We start from the raw sequence: 24,901 nt of genomic DNA on the forward strand, positions 1-24,901 counted from the left end.
AACGATGCGTAAACTTAAGATAACGGAACTCAATCGTCTTTCCACAGACGAATTCAAGGAGGCAGAGAAACTTCCCCTGGTGGTAGTTCTCGACAACGTACGCAGCCTGCACAATGTGGGTTCCGTATTTCGCACAGCCGATGCTTACCTGATACAAGCCGTTTATCTTTGCGGCATTACGGCACAACCTCCTCATGCCGAAATTCATAAATCAGCCCTTGGAGCAGAGTTTTCTGTCGACTGGTATTATTTTAGACAGACAGAAGATGCCGTTGTTCAGTTACAAAAAGAGGGCTACACTGTTTTTGCCATTGAACAGGCTGAAGGAAGTATCATGCTCAATCATTTACATTTACAAACAGGACAAAAATATGCCGTCATCCTCGGAAACGAAGTAAAAGGTGTTCAACAGGATGTTGTGGATATGTGCCAAGGTTGCATTGAATTACCACAATATGGCACTAAGCATTCACTCAACGTTTCCGTTACAGCCGGCATCGTAATATGGGAGTTCTTCAGGGAAATGACGTACAATAATAACTAGGCAATCACTGCGTATGCTTTCCTTTTTTTCAAAGAAACATGTAACTTAGCTGCACTTTTCAACAAAACGAATATGACACAAACAAGAAAACAAGTTCCTTTTGGTATTATCGGACTTATCGTCGCCATCGGCATTGTGTACGGTGACATCGGCACCTCCCCTCTCTATGTGATGCAGGCTATTTACGACGGCCTGCCCAAAGCATACCTGAATGCAAATGCCATTATCGGAGCGCTTTCATGTATCATCTGGACACTGACGCTACAAACCACTGTCAAATATGTCATTATTACGTTACGGGCCAATAATAAGGGAGAAGGTGGCATCATGTCGCTGTTCGCCTTAATTCGGAAAAAATACCGTTGGGCCTACATCATCGCTGCCATCGGAGCAGCCACCCTACTTGCCGACGGCGTTATCACGCCTTCTATTACAGTGATTTCGGCTATAGAAGGTGTGCATGGCGTTTTATCAGTTGTCCCCATTATCCCTGTAACGATTGCCATTCTACTTGTGTTGTTTCTTATTCAACCTTTCGGGACGGCCTGGCTCGGTAAATATTTCGGCAGCATCATGCTAATTTGGTTTTCCATGCTTGCCACATTAGGAATCATCGGATTCTTACAATATCCGGAAATAGCAAAAGCATTTAATCCAATATATGCTTTCCGGTTCTTGCGGGAAGTTCCAAGCGCCTATGTCATCTTAGGTGCCGTATTTCTGGCTACTACAGGAGCAGAAGCCCTCTATTCGGATCTTGGACATTGCGGGATGAACAATATACGAGTCTCATGGATCTTTGTCAAATCATCGCTCATCCTTAATTATCTGGGACAAGGCGCTTGGATCCTGACTCACGCTTCATCCATGTCAGGCTCAGTTAATCCTTTCTTTGCCATGATGCCTACTTGGTTTTCACCTTTTGGGGTACTCATGGCCACCTTAGCAGCAATTATAGCCAGTCAGGCTATGATCAGTGGATCATATACCATTATCAGCGAAGCTATTTCAATGGATATCTGGCCAAATATCTATATTAAATATCCTACCGAAGTAAAAGGGCAGATGTATATCCCTATGGTTAATTACATTCTGCTAACGCTATGCCTTGCCATTGTATTGGCATTCCGATCGTCCAACAATATGGAAGCAGCCTACGGATTATCCATCACTATCACCATGCTGATGACAACCATGTTGCTTTTCCTCTATTTCAGAATGCAGCATATTTCATTATGGATCAGCATTACCATCACAGCATTCTTCTTAACAGTAGAAACAAACTTTCTGATTGCAAACCTGAATAAATTTGCTCACGGAGGTTTTGCAACTATTATTATTGCAGGCATTATATTCGTATTTATGTATGTGTGGTACAACGGTCGTCGAATTAAAAACCGCGCCGTAACCTATCAGCCCATCAAATCAACCATTCCTGTTTTGGAAGAAATAAGTACAGACACCACCATTCCGAAATTTGCCACTCACCTGGTGTATGTGACTCGGGCAAAATATCCAAATGAAATAGAACGAAAAGTAATTTACTCATTAATCCACCTGCTCCCCAAGAGAGCTGACACCTATTGGTTTGTATATCTTTCACGCAGTGACGAACCTTATGAATTCAGTTATACGGTTAAGACGTTTTCTCAGCAAAAGATATTCCGTATCGATATCAATGCAGGCTTTAAGTTAGGGATCCATATCGATAAATATATCCGCCAGATTGCACTGGAAATGGAAGAAAAGGGCATGGTTTCTCTGGCAAGCCGTTATCCATCATTGTATAATCATCACATTGGAGGTGATTTCAGATTTGTGGTTGTGGAACGTATTTTACAGGGAGACACAAAACTGCCACCTGTCAAGAAAACAATTCTTTCCTTTTATTATTTCATGAAACGATTCTCTACTTCGGATACACAAATACTGGGGCTTGACCCAACCAGTGTAACGGTAGAAAGTGTACCTCTGTTTAGCGTGATGCCTGATGAACAATAGTTTGTAACATACACAGCATGATATGAATAAAGTGGCATTCATCTTGTTTGATAATCAGGAAATCACACATTTGGGAATAAAAACGCTTCTTGCGAAAACATTTCCTTCTCATGTCACGACCGATGTTTACACAAAAAGTGATTTACGCACCGTCTTACGACAAACTTCAGAAACAATTGTTATTCTGGATTATACGCTTGCCGACTTTAATGATATAGGGGAGTTGCTCAACATGGCTCAACGATATCCTTTAACCCGATGGATTATTTTTTCGGATGAATTGAGTCTGGAGTTTCTGAGACGTATCGACACCTCATCTGAGACTATCAGCGTGTTATTGAAAGAAGCCTCATTAGATGAGTGTAAAACGGCTATTCGGCTAAATATAGCACAGAAACGTTATTTGGATGAAAGAACAATTCAGACGATAGCAGAAAATAACCTTGATTACAGTCAGAATAAACCTATCCTGAGTGAAACAGAACAATCCATTCTGCGCATGATGTCGCTTGGAAAAACAACGAAAGAAATTGCTGCAGAGAAGAATCTGAGTTTTCATACCATCAATACACACCGAAAAAACATCTTTCATAAGTTAGAAGTCAATAACATCCATGAGGCTACAAAATATGCACTCCGGGCCGGAATTCTTTCTGTCGCCGAATACATGATATGAAGACCTGCATGGATTTAGCCAATACTGATTATGACTCAATCCTCAATTTCATACGTTCTTTTAGCAGATGGGCTCTTTCCTTCTCATCCACAAGCCCTGGCATGTTTAGAAAAAGCGCATAAGATAGTTTGCTGTGATGGCGCATCGCAAAAATTACTCGATTTTGGGAAGGAACCCGATTATATTGTAGGTGATTTCGACAGTATCAGTCCAGAGGTGAGAGTCCGTTTTCATGATCGATTGGTACATAGTCCTGATCAGGAAACAAACGATCTGACCAAAGGATTTCGTTTTTGTCTGGGACAAGACGCTTCAAATATCACTATTCTGGGAGCTACAGGATTACGCGAAGATCACACACTGGGAAACATTTCTCTTTTGGCCGATTATGCCACATATCTTCCCTCTATTCGTATGATGACCGATTTTGGTATTTTCATCGTCGTTAGTGATTCCAAAATAATTAAAAGCTATCCCGGACAACAAATCTCTTTATTCTCCATTGATCCTACCCAACAAATTACATCTTATGGATTAAAATATCCATTGAACAATAGACCACTGACAAATTGGTGGCAAGGAACCCTGAACGAGAGTTTAACCGATTCTTTTCGACTGGACATTTCCCATGGCAGTCTTCTCATTTTTCAATGTTATTGATTTTCGATTTAAAAGGATAAAAAGCCATAATGCTGCTTCTGATGTTCTATTAGCTAAAAATTACCATGATCATGGTATTGTGAAGTAATTTATTCTTGCTGTATCTTTGTAATCAACAAAATATTTATAACACACTCATTATGGCTAATTCATCATTAAAATTTGAAACACTACAAGTACATGCAGGACAAGAAGTCGACCCATTAACACGTTCCCGCGCCGTTCCTATTTATCAAACAAGTTCTTACCTTTTTGACGATGCTCAACATGGGGCAGATTTGTTTGCATTACGTAAATTTGGGAACATCTATACACGTTTGATGAATCCCACAACGGATGTGTTTGAAAAAAGAGTCGCCGCCCTTGAAGGAGGCCTAAGCGCTTTGGCCACATCTTCCGGTCAATCGGCACAATTCATAGCACTTAATAACATCATCGAAGCTGGCGATAATTTTGTCTCAACATCACACCTCTATGGTGGTACTTACAATCAATTCAAGAATCAATTCAAACGATTAGGCGTCGAAGTACGTTTCACACCTAACGACGATCCGGAAGAATTTGAAAAACGGATTGACGAAAAAACCAAAGCACTTTATGTGGAAACCATTGGTAATCCGGATCTTAATATTCCGGATTTTGAAGCTATCGCAGCAGTTGCAGATCTTCATCAGATCCCATTAATTGTAGATAATACATTCGGAGCTGGCGGAGCCATCTTCAGACCTTTGGAACATGGAGCCTCTGTGGTCGTTGAATCGGCCACTAAATGGATCGGCGGACATGGCACATCGCTGGGAGGTGTCATCATCGATAGCGGTAAGTTCAACTGGGGGAATGGAAAATTCCCAGCCTTTACAGAACCTTCCGAAAGCTATCACGGGCTGGTTTTCTGGGATGTATTTGGGACTGGCGGTCCTTTTGGTAATATAGCTTTCACTCTTCGCGCCCGTGTAGAAGGACTGCGCGACTGGGGAAATGTCATTAGTCCATTCAACTCATTCCTGCTATTGCAAGGACTGGAAACGCTTTCGTTACGGGTAGAAAGACACGTGCAAAATGCATTAAAACTAGCCCAATGGCTTGAACAACACCCCAAAGTAGAATATGTACATTATCCGGGACTCGAAAGCAGTCTGTATCACAAACTTGCTTTGAAATATTTCAAAAAAGGCTTTGGCGGTGTCCTAACCTTCAAAGTCAAAGGTGATCCAAAAAATGCAGACACTTTAATTAACAACGTAAAATTATTAAGTCACTTAGCCAATGTGGGCGATGCCAAATCACTGATTATTCACCCGGCATCTACCACACACGAGCAATTGTCAGCAGAAGAACAAAAGGCATCAGGTGTTGAAGCCGGTTTATTAAGAGTATCCGTCGGTATTGAACACATTGATGATATTATTGCTGATTTTGCTCAAGCATTCGATAAACTCTAAACAAGACATATTATGACAACAACAAGAATAGCTTCTCAGTTGACCGATTTAATCGGTAACACACCATTACTGGAAGCAAAGCACTTCAGTAAAAATCATGGTTTAAAGAATCCTCTTATTCTGAAATTAGAATTTTTCAATCCCGGAGGTAGTGTCAAAGACCGTATCGCTAATGCGATGATTCAGGCAGCAGAAGAGAATGGGACTTTAAAACCTGGAGCAACCATCATTGAACCCACAAGCGGGAATACCGGCATTGGGCTAGCATGGGTAGCAACCGTAAAAGGGTATCATCTGATCCTCACCATGCCGGAAACAATGAGTATTGAAAGACGCAACTTATTGAAAGCATTAGGCGCAGAAATCGTATTGACTCCGGGTCCGGAAGGTATGAAAGGGGCAATCCGTGTAGCTAATGAATTGAAAGAAAAAACCCCGGGAGCAGTCATTCTACAGCAGTTTGAAAACCCCGCTAATCCAATCATACACAAAAAGACAACTGGAGAAGAAATCTGGAGAGATACAGAAGGACATGTGGATATTTTTGTGGCTGGAGTAGGCACAGGAGGCACGGTGACTGGTGTTGGCGAAACACTAAAGACACATAATCCAAACGTCCAAATTGTAGCCGTAGAGCCTAAAAATTCACCCGTATTGTCAGGTGGATCTCCGGGGCCCCACAAAATTCAAGGCATTGGGGCAGGATTTCAGCCGGTCAATTACGAACCACGCTGGGTAGACCATATTGTTCAGGTAAGTGATGACGATGCCATCAAAACAAGCCGTGAATTGGCACGCACAGAAGGGCTTCTCGTTGGTATCTCTGCCGGAGCAGCTGTATTTGCAGCTTTACAAATCGCTAAGCTACCCGAAAATGCAGATAAAATGGTAGTCACTTTACTTCCGGATACAGGCGAACGCTATTTATCAACAGTTCTATACGCCTTCGAAGAATATCCGATTGATTAAAAAGCGGGTTATACCTTCTGCTTCAATAATTGATTGAAATAAAGATCAAGTAAACGGGAAGCTGCGGCAAAAGAGAAAATTTCATTTGCAAAAATCTTTTGTTCATATTCCTTCAACCAACGGGCAATATTAGGATCATTATAAAAATGATTTTTAAGTTGCTCGTTGATTGCTTCATACATCCAGTAAGTCGCCTGTTGTGTCCTATTGCGTTGAAAGAAACCATTGTCTTTAACAAAATCAATATAACTCAGAATCATAGCCCAAATAACATCTATATTCGTATGATTCATAGCCGAGCAAGTCATTACTTTAGGTGTCCATCCGGATTCCGGCAAAGGAAACATATGTAAAGCATTTACCAATTGGGCTTTGGTAAGGTTCACCCGTTCCAGGTTGCCTTCTTCTGCCTTATTAATGGCTATTCCATCCACCATTTCCATGATTCCCCGTTTGATCCCCTGCAGTTCATCACCAGTACCGGCTACTTGTAACAACAAAAAGAAATCGACCATAGAATGAACAACCGTTTCCGATTGACCAACACCCATTGTCTCCACAAAAATAGTATTAAAACCTGCCGCCTCACACAACAGAATTGTTTCTCGCGTTTTACGGGCAACGCCTCCCAATGTGCCTGCCGATGGCGAAGGCCGGATAAATGCATTAGGTTGCCGTGACAGTTCTATCATACGGGTTTTATCCCCTAGTATGCTCCCTTTTGTCCTTTCACTGCTGGGGTCAATAGCCAAAACAGCCAGTTGATGACCTTGCTGAACCAGAAACATTCCCAAGGCCTCTATAAAAGTACTTTTTCCAGCTCCGGGCACTCCGGTAATCCCTATTTTAATCGAATTTCCTGAATAGGGAAGACATCTCTCTATAATTTCCTGAGCAATGATCTCATGCTCTGGAAGTTCACTCTCAATTAACGTTACAGCCTGACTCAGAATTACCCGATTTCCCTTAACAATACCGTCTACAATTTCAGCAGCAGAATATTGTTTTCTTTTCTTTATCCGTTGGGATTGCAAATAAGGATTCACACTCGGCGGTTGTACAATTCCATCGTTTACAACAAGCCCTTTATACTTCGGATCATTTTCAATGTGAGCCATATCAGGTAGTTTTACAGTATCATGTAATCAGGAAGCATCCTTAACAGAATGCTTACAAAAGTAACAAAAAAAGCCGCCCTAAAACAGGCAGCTTTTTGTAATATTGATAAAAACAGCTTATTCAGCTGCTTTTTCTTCTTCGCTGTTTTCAGAAGCAGCAGCTTTTTTAGCAACACGTTTTGCATGTGCTTCAGCAGCTTTCACAGCTTGTGTATGCTCTTCTTCCGACAATTGATCCTTCAAATCAGCCAATTGTTGAATATCACCTAATGTAGTTTTTTCATAAACTGGTGCAGTAGGAGCGCTGGAACCTGATTCGTCACCAGCGGATTTCCTTCCTCTCTTAGGAGATGATTCTTTCTTTTCTGCAGCTGGAGCAGCAGCACGTTGTTCATCTTCATGAATGCGGCTATGCGAAACAATGATACGTTTTGCATCCTTATTGAATTCAATCACCTTGAACGGTAATTTTTCATCCAATTTAGCCGCAGTTCCGTCTTCTTTAATCAAATGTTTCGGAGTAGCAAAACCTTCAACACCATAAGGCAAAGCAACAACAGCGCCCTTATCTAACAATTCAATAATGGTTCCTTCGTGAATACTGTCTACTTTGAAGATTGTCTCGAAAACATCCCATGGATTTTCTTCCAGTTGCTTGTGGCCTAAGCTTAAACGACGATTATCCTTGTCGATTTCCAAGACTACAACATCCATATTTGCCCCAATTTGGGTAAATTCGGATGGATGTTTAATCTTACGTGTCCATGAAAGATCGCTGATATGGATCAAGCCATCAACGCCTTCTTCAATTTCAACAAATACACCGAAGTTAGTAAAATTGCGGACGCGGGCAGTATGCTTCGAACCAACAGCATATTTTTCTTCAATATTAACCCAAGGATCTTGTTTTAATTGTTTGATTCCTAATGACATCTTACGTTCGTCACGGTCAAGAGTCAAAATAACAGCTTCAACTTCGTCACCAACTTTCAGGAAGTCCTGAGCGCTACGTAAATGCTGGCTCCATGACATCTCCGAAACATGGATCAAACCTTCTACACCTGGCAAAATTTCAACAAAAGCGCCATAATCGGCAACAACCACTACTTTGCCTTTTACTTTGTCTCCTACTTTCAGATCAGCATCCAAAGCGTCCCATGGGTGTGGAGTTAGTTGTTTCAATCCTAAAGCAATACGTTTCTTTTCGTTATCGAAATCAATAATAACTACGTTCAGTTTTTGATCCAGTTTCACTACTTCATCCGGATGTGAAACGCGACCCCAGGAAAGATCAGTAATGTGAATCAAACCATCAACACCTCCCAAATCGATAAATACACCGTAATTGGTAATATTCTTCACAGTACCTTCGAGTACTTGTCCCTTTTCGAGTTTTGAGATAATTTCTTTCTTTTGTTGTTCAAGTTCAGCCTCAATTAATGCTTTGTGCGAAACAACAACATTCTTGAACTCATGATTGATTTTTACGACTTTGAATTCCATTGTTTTTCCAACAAACACATCGTAGTCGCGGATAGGACGAACATCAATTTGTGAGCCTGGCAAGAAAGCTTCAATGCCAAATACGTCAACAATCATACCTCCTTTGGTACGGCATTTTACATAACCCTTGATTGTTTCGTCATTTTCAAGTGCTGCATTTACGCGATCCCACGAACGTGACGTACGTGCCTGTTTGTGGGAAAGGATAAGTTGACCTTTTTTATCTTCTTGGTTTTCAATATACACTTCTACTTTATCGCCGATCTTCAGATCAGGATTGTAGCGAAATTCGTTTAAAGAAATAATGCCATCCGATTTAAATCCGATATTGACCACTACTTCACGTTTGTTCATTGCAATGACAGTTCCTTCAACAACTTCTTTTTCCTTAATGGTATTGAGGGTTGTGTCATATTGTTTTGTAAGCTCTGCACGGTTAGTAACCTGTATATCTCCTTTTTCATATACATCCCAATCAAAGTCTTCTGCAGGAGCAGTTACTTTTTGGGGTTCCTGTGTTGCTACCGGTTGAGTTGTTTCTTCAGCTTGCTGAGGCTGGTCGTTGGCTTCAACAGCTTGTTGTGTAGGTTCTTCAGCGGCGGAATTTTTTACATCTTCCACGATGTTTTCTTGTTGTTCTTCCATAAAATAAGAATAGAGTAACTGTTAATAAATTGGACATTATGTTGTCAAAAAAGCGAGTTGCAAAGTTAGAACTTAATTTTCTATCTACCAAACAGAAAACAATACCCTTACAACTCCGGAATTCACGGGAACACTATCGGAAAGACCTACAGACGACTCTTTTTTTAACGGCGAATCTCCCGTATTTTCCAATAGATCCAAATGCTGTTTACCACTGTTAATGCAGCAATAATACCACCGCCCCAAATAAGGCTTCCCCAGTCCCAAAGCGAATCGTCAATGTGCATTGACGAAGAGAACAAAGTGATATAATAATTGCGCAAATAGGTAACCAACAGGAGTGATAAGACGAAGATCACACCATTTACCACAATCACCAACCCCTGATAGGGCCGGGCAATTGATTCAGTGGGATAACCCGTCAGGGCCAAATTCTCTATCTTATCATGATTCTTTTGGATCAACAGGTTTATGCTAAGCAGCATCAATCCCAGTGCCAGCAAGGTGATAACCATTCCAATTGTAAGCACTACGAAAATCAGGGTACGTAAAAATGAAGAGGCTTCGCCGGCAACAGCTTTATCATTGGCAACCTCATAATCATGTGAAGCAAAAAAATCGCCCATCCGGGGATCAGTAAGGTTGTAAGGTTCCACAATGAGTCGTGATGGAAAGCTCAATCCTGTACCAAATTGATCATTTGCCCAATTCATAAATGACTGCGGAACCAAAATTGAATTAATACGATCCGTATAACCGACAATCCTGCTGTGAAAAACTGCATCCTTATTATTTCCTGAAAGTTCAATCGTCAGATCCAAATGAGACAACATACTACCAGAAAGCTGAGGAAGTCCCTGGCTTGGAGCAAATCCAAAATTATAAAGCGTCAAATACGACCGAGGTAAAATAATAGGAATAAAATTACTGCTTGGATTCCATTGCCAATCTCCGGGTTTCACATCTAAAAATGCATCCGGGACGGATTCGAAAAATAGCGAAGTACCTAAATTGGCGATTTTCCCTCCCATGGCAACCGAGGCATAAACCCTGAAAGTAGCGGTGGTAAAACCGGCAATACGTTTAACAAAGGGTTGACTTTCAATCTCTTTCATCTCTTCATTACTAAAAGACGTCTTCGTGATTTTCAAGGTTCTGAAAATGGAAACTTTTTTGCTGATTACCAGATAATCGTGCGCAAAAATACCTTGTTTTTCGTTGAAGACCGGACGAATATCTTCAAAAAACTGAATTGACATCAGTACGATAGTTAGACCCAGTAGCGTAGCAAGCACATACCCTATCAGCTGACCAATAGCAATATTCTTACGCAATAAATGCCACAACAACATAAATGTAATATTTTAATTTAGCTATAACACTAACTTTTCATCAAAGTCAAAAAAATAGGGATCGCCTAACGAAGAGAGAAGTAAACCTGCTCCCCGCTCTCGTATTTCTTCTGAAATCAAACGACAAATTGTACGTTGATTTATTTCATCCAGATGGCTAAAAGGTTCATCAAGCAACAAAAAGTCGAATGGTTGGCAAAGCGACCGCACAATAGCAACCCGTTGCTGCTGACCATAGGACAAGAATCGTAAAGGAATATTTCGTTTGTCTGCAATTCCCATCGCCTCCAGCAAATGATTCAGTTTTTCGGAAGACAAATAATGAGTCAGCTGATTCTTAAGTTGCAAATTTTCCCATACCGTTAATTCGGAGAAAAGTCTGAATCCCTGAAAGACAAGACTTAAATGATTCTGCCTGATTTCTACCCAGTCGTTGGTTCGGAGCGACTTTATCGAGTGTCCGTCAAATGAAATTGTTCCGACAAAATCATTACGCCGGCCATAAAAAAAATCGAATAAAGAAGATTTTCCTTTTCCCGATTCTGATGTAATTAAATAATGATGCCCACGCTCGAAACGACGATCGGTATACCAAACAGATAAATCCCGGGCAGCAATATCGACAATCGGTTCTGGAACGACCTGAGTTAGTTCTATTGTATGCACTTTAACAAGCAATTATAAATTAATTAGTTGAGCCAATAGCTTCATTGGCTTTCTGCAGTATCACATGCAAACTGTTTTGGGTAGTATCTTTCAAACGCAATTCACAAGAAGCTCTATTAGTGGATGGATTATAAGAAACCTGTAAATCCTTGAAAATAAAATTCTGTTTCACAGCATCAAAGGAGCTTATTCCAAAATTACTCAAGAAATCTGCTAATGCCGCAGGATACTTTTGTAAATCCAAATTAACATACAGAAACAAAGGATCATGGATTGCACCATTCCAGGCAGTGGACTGTACAGGATTATCACATGCCCGGTTAGCTACAAAATCACGGATCATAATCTGATTTGTGGTCACCATCATTGTTTGCCCCACAAGAGCAGTATATAATGTAAAAGGTTGGATGGACACTACCGTATATCCTCCCATGCTCCTCTTCTGAAAATGTTGCAACAATTCATTCAGCAAAACGTCATATCCTTTCCGGTCACGAAGTGTTGCCAGAAGTACCATTTGAGGAATCGGAAAATCTGAATTTGCAAAACCGAAAAAAGACAACGCGGCGTCTCCCGACCATGCATGAAGAAACTGCTGATATGAAGATGACGATTCATTCACTGCTGCAAGATAAGGAAATGCAATCTCAGGAAGAACAGACAGCTTGGCTATTAGTAAGGAATTAGCAGGTAGGTAAGACATAAAGCTGCTATCCTCCGGTTGCTTTGCTATTGAATGTCTCACTACAGAATCATTATTTGTAACAAAATCGAGATGTCCGTCAATGCTTCCTTTATCAAAAGAAAGGTATGCATGAAGGTATTTTTTGCTTGTAAACGGCGTATCCAATGTTTCTTTTGGTAAAAAACTACATTGGTGAAATTCGTTCAGGTTTATCCAACAAGCAATATCTTTCTGGTTTTGATAAAAACGGACAAAATCCCTGTTTGTCAGAATATTATTTGCTACTGGAGTGGCAAACACAGCCAAAGCTAATTGAGGAGACGAATGTATTAGGATTAATGCTTTATGATGATCCCATACCAAGACCATGCTGTCCTGTGCCGAAAAAAAGATATATTTGCATTTGGAAGCTTTTTGAATCGCTACCGGATAATATCCCTCTTTTCCAATGGCTACTACGGCTTTCTCAAAAGATGAAGCAGAGTGCAGTGGAAAAGAGATTCCCGTCTGATTAGGAGGCAACAAAAACACAAACATAGTTTTAAAATCGATGCCGCTTTTTTCAGGATGGTCAATTAACGTTTTCAACATAGGCTCCCCACCAGGTCCACCATGAGTTATCATCGCGATTGATGGTAGATTTTTGAATGAACTCAAAGCAGCTTTATCAACAAGTTGTTTCATATTAATAGAAGCTACTAACGAAGCATTAGCAGGAATTATAGTTAGACTTTCGGGATATTTCTCGCGGGAACAAGACGACAAAAACAGCCCCAGTATTGCTACCATGGCTATCGCCTTAAAATAATGAGATTTATAGGTCTGGAACATACTATACTTATCAAAAAAATCAGACAATTAACAAAGGAATACGACAACACAAAAGTACATATTTTTAGGCAGAAGCTTGTATTCGTAATAGAACACTCAATTAAAAACAGCTTTATTTACAAAAAAAATAACGCATTCAATTCAAGGAGCATATGTCAGACTGCATACGTACATTACGAAGAACTTCAGAAGGCATCTACAAAGAAAAAGGGAGTAAGTTTCTCTCGTTTGCCATGCCGGTGTCAAGCGAAACGGAGATCAGGCAAATCATAGAATCATTCAGAAAACGTTTCTATGATGCACGGCATGTTTGCTATGCTTATGTATTGGGCGAGGAGAAAAATCAATATCGTGCCTATGATGACGGAGAACCCTCAGGCACTGCAGGGCGCCCCATCTTAGGGCAGATTCATTCATATGAGCTCACGAATGTATTGATTATAGTAGTCAGATATTTCGGAGGTGTTTTGTTGGGAACAGGCGGGTTGACTCACGCCTACAAACAATCGGCTACTGATGCCCTGGCAAATAATGAAATCAGCGAAGAAGAAATCAGACAAACAATGCAGCTCTCCTTTGATTATGCACAAATGCCTCAGGTAATGGCTGCAATCAAAGCCTGGCATGTTACTATTCAGGAACAACAATTTGAGAGCACCTGCCACATGGTTATATCCATTCCACGGACAGAAAGTGCCGCTTTTCTTGCCAAACTACAATCGGTTATCCGAGATATCTCTCTATTAAAGAAACAATAAGAAGATGATCCAACCTTACAGTTTCATAAATTAGCGTCAGCATTTTGAACAGGGGAGTGAGGTTGTTATGGGAAAAAAAGAGAGCCTCATTTGTTATCAAATGAAGCTCTCTTAAAAAGTGGCGGCTACCTACTCTCCCACCTTGTGGGCAGTACCATCGGCGTGGTTGGGCTTAACTTCTCTGTTCGGAATGGGAAGAGGTGGATCCCCAGCGCTATAGCCACCTAAATCTTCTGGCCCTCCGGCTTATCTTTACCTGAGGCTGCCAATATATTTTGTATGACTTACCAAAAAACAAGAAAGAAAATACCCTAAAGTTGGCAACGGCTCCAATAGCACTACTGAACCTTACACCTTGCTACCTGACTGGGTAGCTACAAACTTACAAAAAGTTTCGGGCAATTAGTACTGCTTGGCTTTGACATTACTGCCTTTACACCTGCAGCCTATCTACGTCGTCGTCTTCAACGGCCCTCATGGAGATCTTATCTTGAGGTTGGTTTCGCGCTTAGATGCTTTCAGCGCTTATCCTGCCCGAACGCGGATACCCGGCAGTGCCCCTGGCGGAACAACCGGTAAACCGTAGGTTCGTCCAACACGGTCCTCTCGTACTAGTGCCGGATCCTCGCAAATCTCCTACGCCCACAACAGATAGGGACCGAACTGTCTCACGACGTTCTGAACCCAGCTCGCGTGCCACTTTAATGGGCGAACAGCCCAACCCTTGGGACCTTCTCCAGCCCCGGGATGTGACGAGCCGACATCGAGGTGCCAAACCATTCCGTCGATTTGAGCTCTTGGGAATGATCAGCCTGTTATCCCCGGAGTACCTTTTATCCTTTGAGCGATGGCCCTTCCATACGGAACCACCGGATCACTATGCCCTAGTTTCCTACCTGGTCGACTTGTCGGTCTCTCAGTCAAGCGCGCTTGTGCCATTACACTCTTCGTCCGGTTACCAATCGGACTGAGCGCACCTTTGGAAGCCTCCGTTACGCTTTTGGAGGCGACCACCCCAGTCAAACTACCCACCATACACTGTCTCCCCTTAACAGGGAATTAGAACTCAAATAATCAAAGGGCCGTATTTCAACGTCGACTCCTCAAACACTAGCGTGCCTGACTCACAGTCTCCGGCCTATCCTACACATTAATTACCCAAATTCAATGTAAAGTTGCAGTAAAGGTTCACGGGGTCTTTCCGTCCCGTTGCGGGTAATCGGCATCTTCACCGATACTACAATTTCACCGAGCTCACAGCTGAGACAGTACCCAGATCGTTACACCATTCGTGCAGGTCGGAACTTACCCGACAAGGAATTTCGCTACCTTAGGACCGTTATAGTTACGGCCGCCGTTTACTGGGGCTTCAATTCAAAGCTTCGCCTTGCGGTTGACTTCTCCTCTTAACCTTCCAGCACCGGGCAGGTGTCAGGCCTTATACTTCATCTCTCGATTTTGCAAAGCCCTTTGTTTTTGTTAAACAGTCGCCTGGGCCATTTCTCTGCGGCCACCTTATTCAGATGGCGTCCCTTTTCCCGAAGTTACGGGACTATTTTGCCTAGTTCCTTAGCTGTGATTCACTCGAGCGCCTCAGTATGCTCTACTTGACCACGTGTGTCCGTTTAGAGTACGGGTACCTTATAAATTAACGATAGCGGCTTTTCTTGGAAGCCTGTTTACATCCTTTTCAGATCACCCGAAGGCTCTCTGTACTGTCAGGTTCGACTCAAATGACGGATTTGCCTGCCATTCTCAACATCTACCCCCTTTAACGCCCTATTCCGTCAGGACGCCGGATTGTCACTTCTCCGTCCCCACTTCTCTCTATAAGGTAGTACCGGAATATTAACCGGTTCTTCCATCGGCTCCCCTCTTAAAAAGGTACACCTTAGGCCCCGACTGACCCTGATCCGATTAACGTTGTTCAGGAACCCTCAGTCTTTCGGCGAGAGAGTTTCTCACTCTCTTTATCGTTACTTATACCTACATCTGCTTTTCCTGGCGCTCCAACACCCCTTACGGAATATCTTCAACGCTGTCCAGGAATGCTCCCCTACCTCTCATATGTTTACCATATGAGACCATCGCTTCGGTAAGATGCTTTATGCCCGATTATTATCCATGCCTGACCGCTCGACTAGTGAGCTGTTACGCACTCTTTAAATGAATGGCTGCTTCCAAGCCAACATCCTAGCTGTCTCTGCGGTCTGACTTCGTTAGTTCAACTTAGCATCTATTTGGGGACCTTAGCGGTTGGTCCGGATTCTTCTCCTCTCGGATGTGGACCTTAGCACCCACACCCTCACTCCTGAAAATCATTTATAAGCATTCGGAGTTTATCTGGACTTGATAGGCGGTGAAACCCTCGCATCCAATCAGTCGCTCTACCTCTTATAAACTTTCTCAAGGCTGCACCTAAATGCATTTCGGGGAGTACGAGCTATCTCCAAGTTTGATTAGCCTTTCACCCCTACCCTCAAGTCATCCGAAAGCTTTTCAACGCTCACCGGTGCGGTCCTCCATCTCGTGTTACCGGGACTTCAACCTGCTCAAGGGTAGATCACTTGGTTTCGCGTCTACTCCCACCGACTTAACGCCCTTTTCAGACTCGCTTTCGCTTCGGCTCCCCCCGTGACGGGGTTAACCTTGCCGGTGAAAGTAACTCGTAGGTTCATTATGCAATAGGCACGCCGTCACATATTATATATGCTCCGACCGCTTGTAAGCGCACGGTTTCAGGTTCTTTTTCACTCCTCTATTCGAGGTGCTTTTCACCTTTCCTTCACAGTACTTGTTCGCTATCGGTCTCTCGGGAGTATTTAGCCTTAGCGGATGGTCCCGCCTAATTCACACAGGATTTCTCGTGTCCCGCGCTACTCAGGATACCCCTAACTCTTATAAACTTTACTCATACGGGACTTTCACCCCCTCTGGTCCAATTTTCCATTACGGTTCTGATTCTGTTTATAATTATATATCGAGGTCCTATTACCCCAAAAATGCCAAAACACTCTTGGTTTGGGCTCCTGCGCGTTCGCTCGCCACTACTTGCGCAATCACTTTTGTTTTCTCCTCCTACAGGTACTAAGATGTTTCAGTTCCCTGCGTTCGCCCCCGGCTTTTCGCCGAGTATCCCGCCTTCAACGGGATGGGTTGCCCCATTCGGACATCTGCGGATCACCGGTTATTTGCACCTCCCCGCAGCTTTTCGCAGCTTATCACGTCCTTCTTCGCCTCCGAGAGCCAAGGCATCCACCCTGCGCTCTTGCTTACTTTTTGTCTAAAACGTATCTCCCTGTTGCCAGAAAAATACATCTCATTTGTTTCTTTTGCGTTAAGCTCAGTATCACTACTTTCACCCTTCGCCTTACTTTACTCGTTTCTCTCTTGTTTTTCAATATGTCAAAGACCTTACGGCGTTGCCTTCTGGCTCTACGCCTTGCGTGGAGTGATACGGATTCGAACCGTGCGCACTGCTCAAACCCGCTCTGGGTTTATTACCGTGCAGACCCCTTGTGGTCATGTTACTCCTTCTTTCATCTTTTGTCCCTTGTCTCTTCCGCTTCCCGCGCTCGGGTTGCTTGCTCTTTACCGGGAGGATTCCAGCATGCTCCTGCTTTTTCTTAATTGCTCATCAATCCTGTGCCTGCCATACTGGCTTTGCATTGCTCCCTGCCCATGCCAAACAACCTCCCCTGGTTGTCCCCTTTTTGTGGAGAATAACGGATTCGAACCGTTGACCCTCTGCGTGCAAGGCAGATGCTCTAGCCAGCTGAGCTAATCCCCCTTATGCTATACAATTCATAATTGATAATTGACAATTATACCTGACTGTTTATGCTCCTGACTATTTGACTCGTCCTTCGCCAATTGTCACTGTCCATTGCCAATTGTTTTTTTGTAGTCCCAGGCAGAGTTGAACTGCCGACCTCTACATTATCAGTGTAGCGCTCTAACCAACTGAGCTATAGGACTGTTCTTTCCCCCTGCCTTGAGGATCCGTGCTGCATCTTTTCTCTTTCCGCAGCTTTTATCATGAAAAACAACTTTTGCAGTACACAAGTCAGGCTGTCTTGACCTAACCTTTGTCTTGTGCCTCTTTCAAGGGTTTCAGAGACATCTCTCCAGAAAGGAGGTGTTCCAGCCACACCTTCCGGTACGGCTACCTTGTTACGACTTAGCCCCAGTCACTGGTTTTGCCCTTAATCGTTCCTTGCGGTCACAATCTTTAGGCACCCCCAACTCCCATGGCTTGACGGGCGGTGTGTACAAGGCCCGGGAACGTATTCACCGCGCCATGGCTGATGCGCGATTACTAGCGAATCCAGCTTCACGGAGTCGAGTTGCAGACTCCGATCCGAACTACGAATGGTTTTTGAGATTGGCATCTTATCACTAAGTAGCTCCCCTCTGTACCATCCATTGTAACACGTGTGTCGCCCCGGACGTAAGGGCCGTGCTGATTTGACGTCATCCCCACCTTCCTCGCACCTTACGGTGGCAGTCTCAATAGAGTCCTCAGCTTTACCTGCTAGTAACTATCAATAAGGGTTGCGCTCGTTATGGCACTTAAGCCGACACCTCACGGCACGAGCTGACGACAACCATGCAGCACCTACATACCCGCCATTGCTGGCTAAACTGTTTCCAGTCTATTCGGGTACATTTCAAGCCCGGGTAAGGTTCCTCGCGTATCATCGAATTAAACCACATGTTCCTCCGCTTGTGCGGGCCCCCGTCAATTCCTTTGAGTTTCAACCTTGCGGTCGTACTCCCCAGGTGGATTACTTATCGCTTTCGCTTAGCCACTAACATTCTATCGCTAACAGCTAGTAATCATCGTTTACTGCGTGGACTACCAGGGTATCTAATCCTGTTTGATCCCCACGCTTTCGTGCATCAGCGTCAGTTACATCCCAGTAAGCTGCCTTCGCAATTGGTGTTCTGTGTCATATCTATGCATTTCACCGCTACACAACACATTCCGCCTACCTCATTTGTACTCAAGTCTGCCAGTTTCAATGGCAATGTCTACGTTAAGCGCAAACCTTTCACCACTGACTTAACAAACCGCCTACGCACCCTTTAAACCCAATAAATCCGGATAACGCTCGGATCCTCCGTATTACCGCGGCTGCTGGCACGGAGTTAGCCGATCCTTATTCGCAGGATACCTACAAAGGGATAACTCGTATCCCACTTTATTCTCCTGCAAAAGAAGTTTACAATCCATAAGACATTCTTCCTTCACGCGACTTGGCTGGTTCAGGTTCTCACCCATTGACCAATATTCCTCACTGCTGCCTCCCGTAGGAGTCCGGACCGTGTCTCAGTTCCGGTGTGGGGGACCTTCCTCTCAGAACCCCTACTGATCGTTGACTTGGTAGGCCGTTACCCTCCCAACTATCTAATCAGACGCATGCCCATCTATAAGCTATGAATATTTAACAAAAAAACCATGCGGTTTCTTTGTCTTATGCGGTGTTAATCTTCCTTTCAGAAGGCTATCCCCCTCTTATAGGCAGGTTGCATACGCGTTACGCACCCGTGCGCCGGTCGCCACCCAGTATTGCTACCTGTGCTGCCCCTCGACTTGCATGTGTTAAGCCTGTCGCTAGCGTTCATCCTGAGCCAGGATCAAACTCTTCATTGTATTAATCTCTTTTGTTCTTTCTGTCTTTTCTGCTCGCGCTGAAAAAACTTGTTCTGCTCAGGATGTCTCCTTTTTATTTTGCCTGTACCCCGGTCTCTAACCGAAATACAAACCCCCTGTTTTGGCTCTTGACGGTTAGCTCTTTTCTAACCTTTCCTTGTATACTACATTTGTTGTTCATTCTTCCAAAGATCGCTCGCCCGCCTGCCCTGGCGAAACGGACTGCAAAGATACTGCTTTTTTTCGGTCTGCAAAATATCTTGTGCTCTTTTTTTCCGCCCCCCTGATCAGGAACTCTCATGTCCCCTGGCAAAGCGGCTGCAAAGATAAGCCCTTTTTTATTCCCATTCCAAATTTATCCCCCTTTTTTATCCTATTTTCCCTCAAAAAACATACAACAAACTGAAATATAAGAATATATTTTTCCCCCATTTATCCACCGGACTCTGCCCTAAATGAAAAAATAAGGCCAAAATACATCCAAAATACCCTCCCATATCATGATTATCCATCCTGAATAATCAAATTCCTCTCTCAAAAAATAGAAAAAAACCCCAATGTCTTGTCCTCAGCATTCCCTTTTTCCCCTCTTTTCGCTAAAATCTTTACGGAAATCCTGCAAAAAAATTCCTACATCATGCCTCTGAAAAAGCTAAATCGATCCTGAATTTGTCTTTTACACGAAAAAAAAAGCTTGGGAGATACGAAAAATCCCCTGAAGTGGATCCTCTCCTTCCCGATTGAAAGGATCAACCTTGAATAAAATCTTCTAACCCCGTTCCATGGAAATCATATATCCCCTATGTATATTTGCTACAGAAAACCGATATGAGGTGATACAACATTTTATACCTCCTTACAAACAACATTACACCATATGAAGAAGCTGCTATCCATTGTCTTTTTATTGACTGCCACCCTTATATATGCTTATGCACAGGTGGTTCCCGGCTACAAACTATTGGCGCCGGCCAGCGTTGAAACCAAGAACTATTATTTCGTCTCTTTACTCGAACATCTTCCGGCAGCCAGAAAACTCATCACCAACGATCCGGTTCTCTGCGCAATAAGTAAGGAAAAACAACAGAAATTAGCAGCGGCAACCACTTCTGCGGAGATCATTGCAGCATTTAAATTTTCCCCGGAAGAGATAGATGACATAGGCAACCGTTTGGCAGCGCTCTATACACCCGGAACTATTCTGGATAGTATGATACAACGGCACATCCTTCCTTCCGGGTGCTACATCCTGCTGGCAAAAAAATTTCAGGGGAAAAGCCTGCTGAAAGCCATTTGGGATCAGGATGCCAATGGGATGAATTACGCAATCGATGTGTATGCAGCGGCAAAACGACCTGAATATGCCTCCATAGATTCCATCTCTTTCAATGTACACAGCGCATACTATACCCAGGGAATCCTACCCGCATGCCAGCAAAATATCGAAGCAATTGTCTCCGGGAATAATGCTTTCTTTGCTGTGCCACTCACCGCTGTACAAACCATTCTGGATTTTAATGACAGGGATCTGGCCATCGATTATGAACCATTGGGAAAAGGAGTAAACCAAAAAAGCTATGCCAAAATAATGCATACTAACTGGGCAAAATATTCTTACACAGCAATATTGGTGTTAGGCGCCGGACCGGAGACCCTCAACACGGAGATCAGTCCGTTCGGAAGATTAAGAGCTGCTTATGGCGCTCTCTTGTACAAAAAGCACCTGGCTCCCTTCATCATTGTTTCGGGCGGAAAAGTCCACCCATACCATACGCCCTATTGCGAAGCCTACGAAATGAAGAAGTACCTGATGAAAAGGTGGGGGATTCCCGAAGATGCCATCATTATGGAACCCCATGCAAGGCATACTAACACCAATGTACGCAACACGGTAAGAATCATGATTAGGAAAGGATTTCCATTGGATCGGCCAGCCCTAATGACTTCCTCCGAATCGCACATCAACTATATTAAAGATCAGGGCATGTTTGCAAAACGATGCGAAACGGATTTGAACATGGTTCCGTATCGTCTGGGAAAACGTGTGTCAAAACGGGCAATTGAATTTTATCCCCAAGAAGTAGCCCTGCAGATTAATCCGTTTGAACCTCTCGATCCCTGAAAAAGCGGAAGCACACATGCTCTTTAATCAAAATAAGAACAGAGTGGCATCCCGCCGCCCTGTCCCCATCGCTTTGCATAAAGAACTATTGTGTACTATGATATAAATCAGCGGATCTACATTTTTAATTCTTTTCTGCCTATAAATTCACGAACGTGAACATTAAGTCATTAATTTATTTTCTTATTTGTTTTGAATTAATCCCGTAAAATAACTTGTAATCTGCTTGTTGTATCGTGGAGTGAGAATGAAATTTGCAGTTTTCTCCTCGCTTTGCTTTAGTTTCCTAGCTCTAATTGATTTTTTACTAATTGATAATAAGCTCCTTGTTTATGTGTTAACTCTTCATGAGACCCTATTTCAACTATCTTTCCTTCTTCCAAAACGACTATTTGATCTGCATTTTTTACAGTTGAAAGGCGATGGGCAATAATAATAACCGTTTTCCCTACAAAGAATTTTTTTAAGTTATCATGGATCATTTTTTCGCTTTTAGCGTCTAAAAAACTCGTTGCTTCATCCAAAAAGATATATCGTGGATTTCGGTACACGGCACGAGCAATTAAAATGCGTTGCCGTTGCCCTCCGGAAATACTATTCCCAATTGAGCCTATTTTGGTTTTATACCCAAGAGGTAATTCCTCAATAAAATCCTTTATACATGCAATTTGAACCGCCTGCTGTAACCTTTCATTATCTATTGTGCTGTCGCTTGTAGCAATATTTCTTTCCATTGTATCGGAAAATATAAAACCATCCTGCATAACTACGCCAACATTCTCACGTAGACTTTTTGCCGATAGCTCATTTATATTATATTCATTATAGAATATATCACCCTGAACTGATTCATAGAATTTAAGTAATAATTTCATCAAGGTTGTTTTGCCACTTCCGCTAATTCCTACTATAGCTGTAACTTTCCCTTCGGGAATAAACAAGTCAATATCTTTTAACACAAAAGGAGACATGGGCCCTTGATATTGAAATGAGAGATTATTAATCTGAATTCCGTGCCTTTCTATATGCTCATTAAGGGATTTGTCCAATAAATGAATTTGATTAGGCTGCTCTTCCTCTGCAATTTGTTGTACTTCATTAAGACGCTCCAAGGATAAACGGGCATCCTGTAATGAGCGAAAAAAGGTGACTAGTTGATTAACAGGAGAATTCATTTGCCCTATGATATAGGAAACACTCATCAATTGTCCCAATGTCATCTTATCCTGTACGACAAAATAAGCAGCTAAACATGTTACCAGAATATTCTTTAATTGATTGAAGAACTCGAATCCTGAGTTTTGGAATTGATCTAATCTCAAAATTCTGATATTAATTTTGAATAATTTCTTTTGTATTTCTTCCCATTCATTTCGTTTATAATCTTCAAGTTGGTTAAGTTTCATCTCAGTAACTCCATTCAGAATTTCGTATATTGAACTTTGATTCCGGCTCTGCTCCTGAAACCTAAAATAATCCACAATTTTTCTTTTCTTCAACCATGCAAATGACCAAAATACAGCAACAATAGTCAAAACCAGATAAATGGCTAATATTTCATAGCTATAATAACACAAGACACCAAAGAATACGATAAATGTAATCATGGAAAATACTGTAAGTATGCTTTGGGATGTGATAAAATGCTCAATACGTTCATTATCCTGGATACGTTGCTGAAGGTCTCCTACCATTTTGGAATCAAAAAACTTAATAGGTAATTTAAAGATCTTTTTCAAGAAATCGGATATAATATTGATGCTAAGATGCGCTCCTACAATAAGCGTTATCCAGTTACGCAGTATTTCTATAACAATGACTCCGACAAACAAAGAGAGCTGTGCAATCAGGATTAGGACAATAAGATTCAGATTCTTATGATTTATCCCTTTATCAATAAGGTCTTGTGTCAGAAACGGAAAAATCAAATTTAATCCACTCCCAATCAGCAAAAGGATAAGCATGACAGATAAATGCTTACGGAAGGGAATCAGATAATCAAGCAAATATCGTATTGAGAATTTTACATTTTTCTGAGGATTAAGCTCATAGAATTTAGGAGTGGGTTCGACAAACATGGCCACACCTTCTTTATCTTCCGAAAGCCAGGATGCTTCGAATTTATCTTGTGATAACGTAATAAAACCATGTCCGGGGTCTGCAAGTTGAAAAGTATATTTTCTTGTCAATGAATTTCTGTTTATTTTACGTAAGACAACAAAATGACTTTGGTTCCAGTGCAGAATACAGGGCATTGGTACTTGTGAGCTAAGTACAAGTTCGATTAATTTATCGACAGTCAATTTAGCCGACAAAGTAGTCATCCCCATCTTATCAGCCGCTTGGACGATAGCCAATAAAGACACCCCTTCCCGGGTAAGATAGCATGTTTCCCGTAAAAACTGTATGCTATATTCTTTCCCATAATGACTTGCAATCATTGAAAGACAGGCCGGACCACAGTCCATTTGATCATGCTGAGGCGTAAATTTCATTCAACCTAAATCGTATATTGTTGAAATTAAAGAGGAGGCGTTAGTTTATAATAAGAGGATGTCCTGCAAGGTCAAAATGCATAACATTATTTACATCGGATTTCAACTGCTTGCTTACATAAAGACTCATAGAAATACCACTGTGGGCCGTTAAATCCAGATCCTTGATCTTAAAATTCCCCATTTTTATATCCGTGGTGGAGGTAAAATCAAATTTGCACCGGTTGGCAGAGCCTGTCATCTCTGCATAGGCAACGGCATTGAACGTGCAGTTAAAAACATTAGATATAAGATTCATTTTGATACTGGCTACCGATCGGGCGTCAAACTGTAAGTTATCGAGTTCCAGGGTGCTGTTTGGGCTTGTATAACAACTGGCTACATTCCTGGCTATGATGGTTACCGGTTTATTGGGTATCGTAATATAGGCAATGCAGCGTTTGGAGTTTAATTTGTGTGTCACGTCTATCGCAAGCTGATGGTTGGTTTCTGTAACTGTAACATTGGGCTGATTTGCTTTTTCTGTTTCGATTTCCACCTTGTAGGTGCTGCCCGCTAAAAAACAGACGGCGGCAACGTCGTTAATTTTGACCGTATGGATGGTACCAGCAGTATTCACACGTACTTCTTTTACGATCTGAGCTTGCATATGCAAAATACTAGCCAGTAGAAATGTAAGTATGACAAGATATCTCATATATTTATAATTGATTTTTCAGAGTTATAGGAAACTCCATTATAAAATGTAAGCATTCTCTCACATGGTACGAGGATATGC

Annotated in this window: 15 protein-coding genes, 2 tRNA genes and 3 rRNA genes; 8 read left to right on the plus strand and 12 right to left on the minus strand. The window is 42.3% G+C overall.

What is annotated here, in order from left to right:
• Positions 1-4: 4 nt before the first annotated feature.
• The 6 genes from FHX64_RS12010 (at position 5) to cysK (ending at position 6,292) form a co-directional block, all read left to right on the plus strand.
• The gene (locus FHX64_RS12010) at positions 5-544 is read left to right on the plus strand and encodes an RNA methyltransferase (RefSeq protein WP_183414080.1); all 540 of its coding nucleotides are present in this window, start codon (positions 5-7) and stop codon (positions 542-544) included.
• Positions 545-616: 72 nt separating this feature from the next.
• Positions 617-2,545, plus strand: a complete 1,929-nt coding sequence (locus FHX64_RS12015; RefSeq protein WP_183414081.1) for a KUP/HAK/KT family potassium transporter — start codon at positions 617-619, stop codon at positions 2,543-2,545.
• Positions 2,546-2,567: 22 nt separating this feature from the next.
• The gene (locus FHX64_RS12020) at positions 2,568-3,221 is read left to right on the plus strand and encodes a response regulator transcription factor (RefSeq protein ID WP_183414082.1); all 654 of its coding nucleotides are present in this window, start codon (positions 2,568-2,570) and stop codon (positions 3,219-3,221) included.
• Positions 3,222-3,251: 30 nt separating this feature from the next.
• The gene (locus tag FHX64_RS12025) at positions 3,252-3,881 is read left to right on the plus strand and encodes a thiamine diphosphokinase (RefSeq protein ID WP_183414083.1); all 630 of its coding nucleotides are present in this window, start codon (positions 3,252-3,254) and stop codon (positions 3,879-3,881) included.
• Positions 3,882-4,021: 140 nt separating this feature from the next.
• Positions 4,022-5,323 carry an O-acetylhomoserine aminocarboxypropyltransferase/cysteine synthase family protein gene (locus tag FHX64_RS12030; protein WP_183414084.1) on the plus strand — a complete coding sequence of 434 codons (1,302 nt, stop codon included), beginning with the start codon at positions 4,022-4,024 and terminating at the stop codon, positions 5,321-5,323.
• Positions 5,324-5,335: 12 nt separating this feature from the next.
• Positions 5,336-6,292, plus strand: a complete 957-nt coding sequence (cysK, locus tag FHX64_RS12035) for a cysteine synthase A (protein WP_183414085.1) — start codon at positions 5,336-5,338, stop codon at positions 6,290-6,292.
• A gap of 8 nt (positions 6,293-6,300) precedes the next feature.
• Here cysK and meaB read toward each other — a convergent pair whose 3' ends face one another.
• From meaB to FHX64_RS12060, 5 genes are all read right to left on the minus strand, one after another.
• Positions 6,301-7,410 (minus strand): methylmalonyl Co-A mutase-associated GTPase MeaB, encoded by a 1,110-nt coding sequence (meaB, locus tag FHX64_RS12040; protein WP_183414086.1) that lies wholly within the window; start codon positions 7,408-7,410, stop codon positions 6,301-6,303.
• A 117-nt stretch (positions 7,411-7,527) separates the two neighbouring features.
• On the minus strand, positions 7,528-9,558 hold the full coding sequence (gene rpsA, locus FHX64_RS12045) for a 30S ribosomal protein S1 (protein WP_183414087.1): 2,031 nt from the start codon (positions 9,556-9,558) through the stop codon (positions 7,528-7,530).
• A 164-nt stretch (positions 9,559-9,722) separates the two neighbouring features.
• A complete protein-coding gene (locus FHX64_RS12050) occupies positions 9,723-10,910 on the minus strand; it encodes an FtsX-like permease family protein (protein ID WP_183414088.1) in 1,188 nt (395 codons plus the stop codon).
• A gap of 21 nt (positions 10,911-10,931) precedes the next feature.
• Complete coding sequence (locus tag FHX64_RS12055; protein ID WP_183414089.1) at positions 10,932-11,576, minus strand: ATP-binding cassette domain-containing protein; 645 nt, start codon at positions 11,574-11,576, stop codon at positions 10,932-10,934.
• A gap of 19 nt (positions 11,577-11,595) precedes the next feature.
• Positions 11,596-13,092 carry a DUF4836 family protein gene (locus tag FHX64_RS12060; protein ID WP_183414090.1) on the minus strand — a complete coding sequence of 499 codons (1,497 nt, stop codon included), beginning with the start codon at positions 13,090-13,092 and terminating at the stop codon, positions 11,596-11,598.
• Between the two features lie 152 nt (positions 13,093-13,244).
• Between FHX64_RS12060 and FHX64_RS12065 the strand changes: the two genes are divergently transcribed.
• Entirely contained in the window at positions 13,245-13,850 is a 606-nt protein-coding gene (locus FHX64_RS12065; protein WP_183414091.1) for a YigZ family protein, read from the plus strand.
• Between the two features lie 116 nt (positions 13,851-13,966).
• Here FHX64_RS12065 and rrf read toward each other — a convergent pair.
• From rrf to FHX64_RS12090, 5 genes are all read right to left on the minus strand, one after another.
• A 5S ribosomal RNA gene (gene rrf / locus FHX64_RS12070) occupies positions 13,967-14,078 on the minus strand.
• 155 nt (positions 14,079-14,233) lie between these two features.
• Positions 14,234-17,132, minus strand: a 23S ribosomal RNA gene (locus FHX64_RS12075).
• Between the two features lie 434 nt (positions 17,133-17,566).
• Positions 17,567-17,640: transfer RNA gene (locus tag FHX64_RS12080), tRNA-Ala, on the minus strand.
• A 114-nt stretch (positions 17,641-17,754) separates the two neighbouring features.
• Positions 17,755-17,828 (minus strand) — tRNA-Ile (locus tag FHX64_RS12085).
• 153 nt (positions 17,829-17,981) lie between these two features.
• Positions 17,982-19,506 (minus strand): 16S ribosomal RNA (locus FHX64_RS12090).
• Together the 16S, 23S and 5S rRNA genes with 2 tRNA genes alongside form the textbook arrangement of a ribosomal RNA operon.
• A gap of 877 nt (positions 19,507-20,383) precedes the next feature.
• On the opposite strand from FHX64_RS12090, the gene FHX64_RS12095 reads away from it, so the two are divergent.
• A complete protein-coding gene (locus FHX64_RS12095) occupies positions 20,384-21,628 on the plus strand; it encodes a YdcF family protein (protein ID WP_183414092.1) in 1,245 nt (414 codons plus the stop codon).
• 278 nt (positions 21,629-21,906) lie between these two features.
• On the opposite strand, the gene FHX64_RS12100 is transcribed toward FHX64_RS12095, so the two are convergent.
• Complete coding sequence (locus FHX64_RS12100; protein ID WP_183414093.1) at positions 21,907-24,123, minus strand: peptidase domain-containing ABC transporter; 2,217 nt, start codon at positions 24,121-24,123, stop codon at positions 21,907-21,909.
• A gap of 40 nt (positions 24,124-24,163) precedes the next feature.
• On the minus strand, positions 24,164-24,820 hold the full coding sequence (locus tag FHX64_RS12105) for a GIN domain-containing protein (protein ID WP_183414094.1): 657 nt from the start codon (positions 24,818-24,820) through the stop codon (positions 24,164-24,166).
• Between the last annotated feature and the right edge of the window lie 81 nt (positions 24,821-24,901).

The sequence above is a fragment of the Microbacter margulisiae genome (assembly GCF_014192515.1).
Classification (GTDB): domain Bacteria; phylum Bacteroidota; class Bacteroidia; order Bacteroidales; family Paludibacteraceae; genus Microbacter; species Microbacter margulisiae.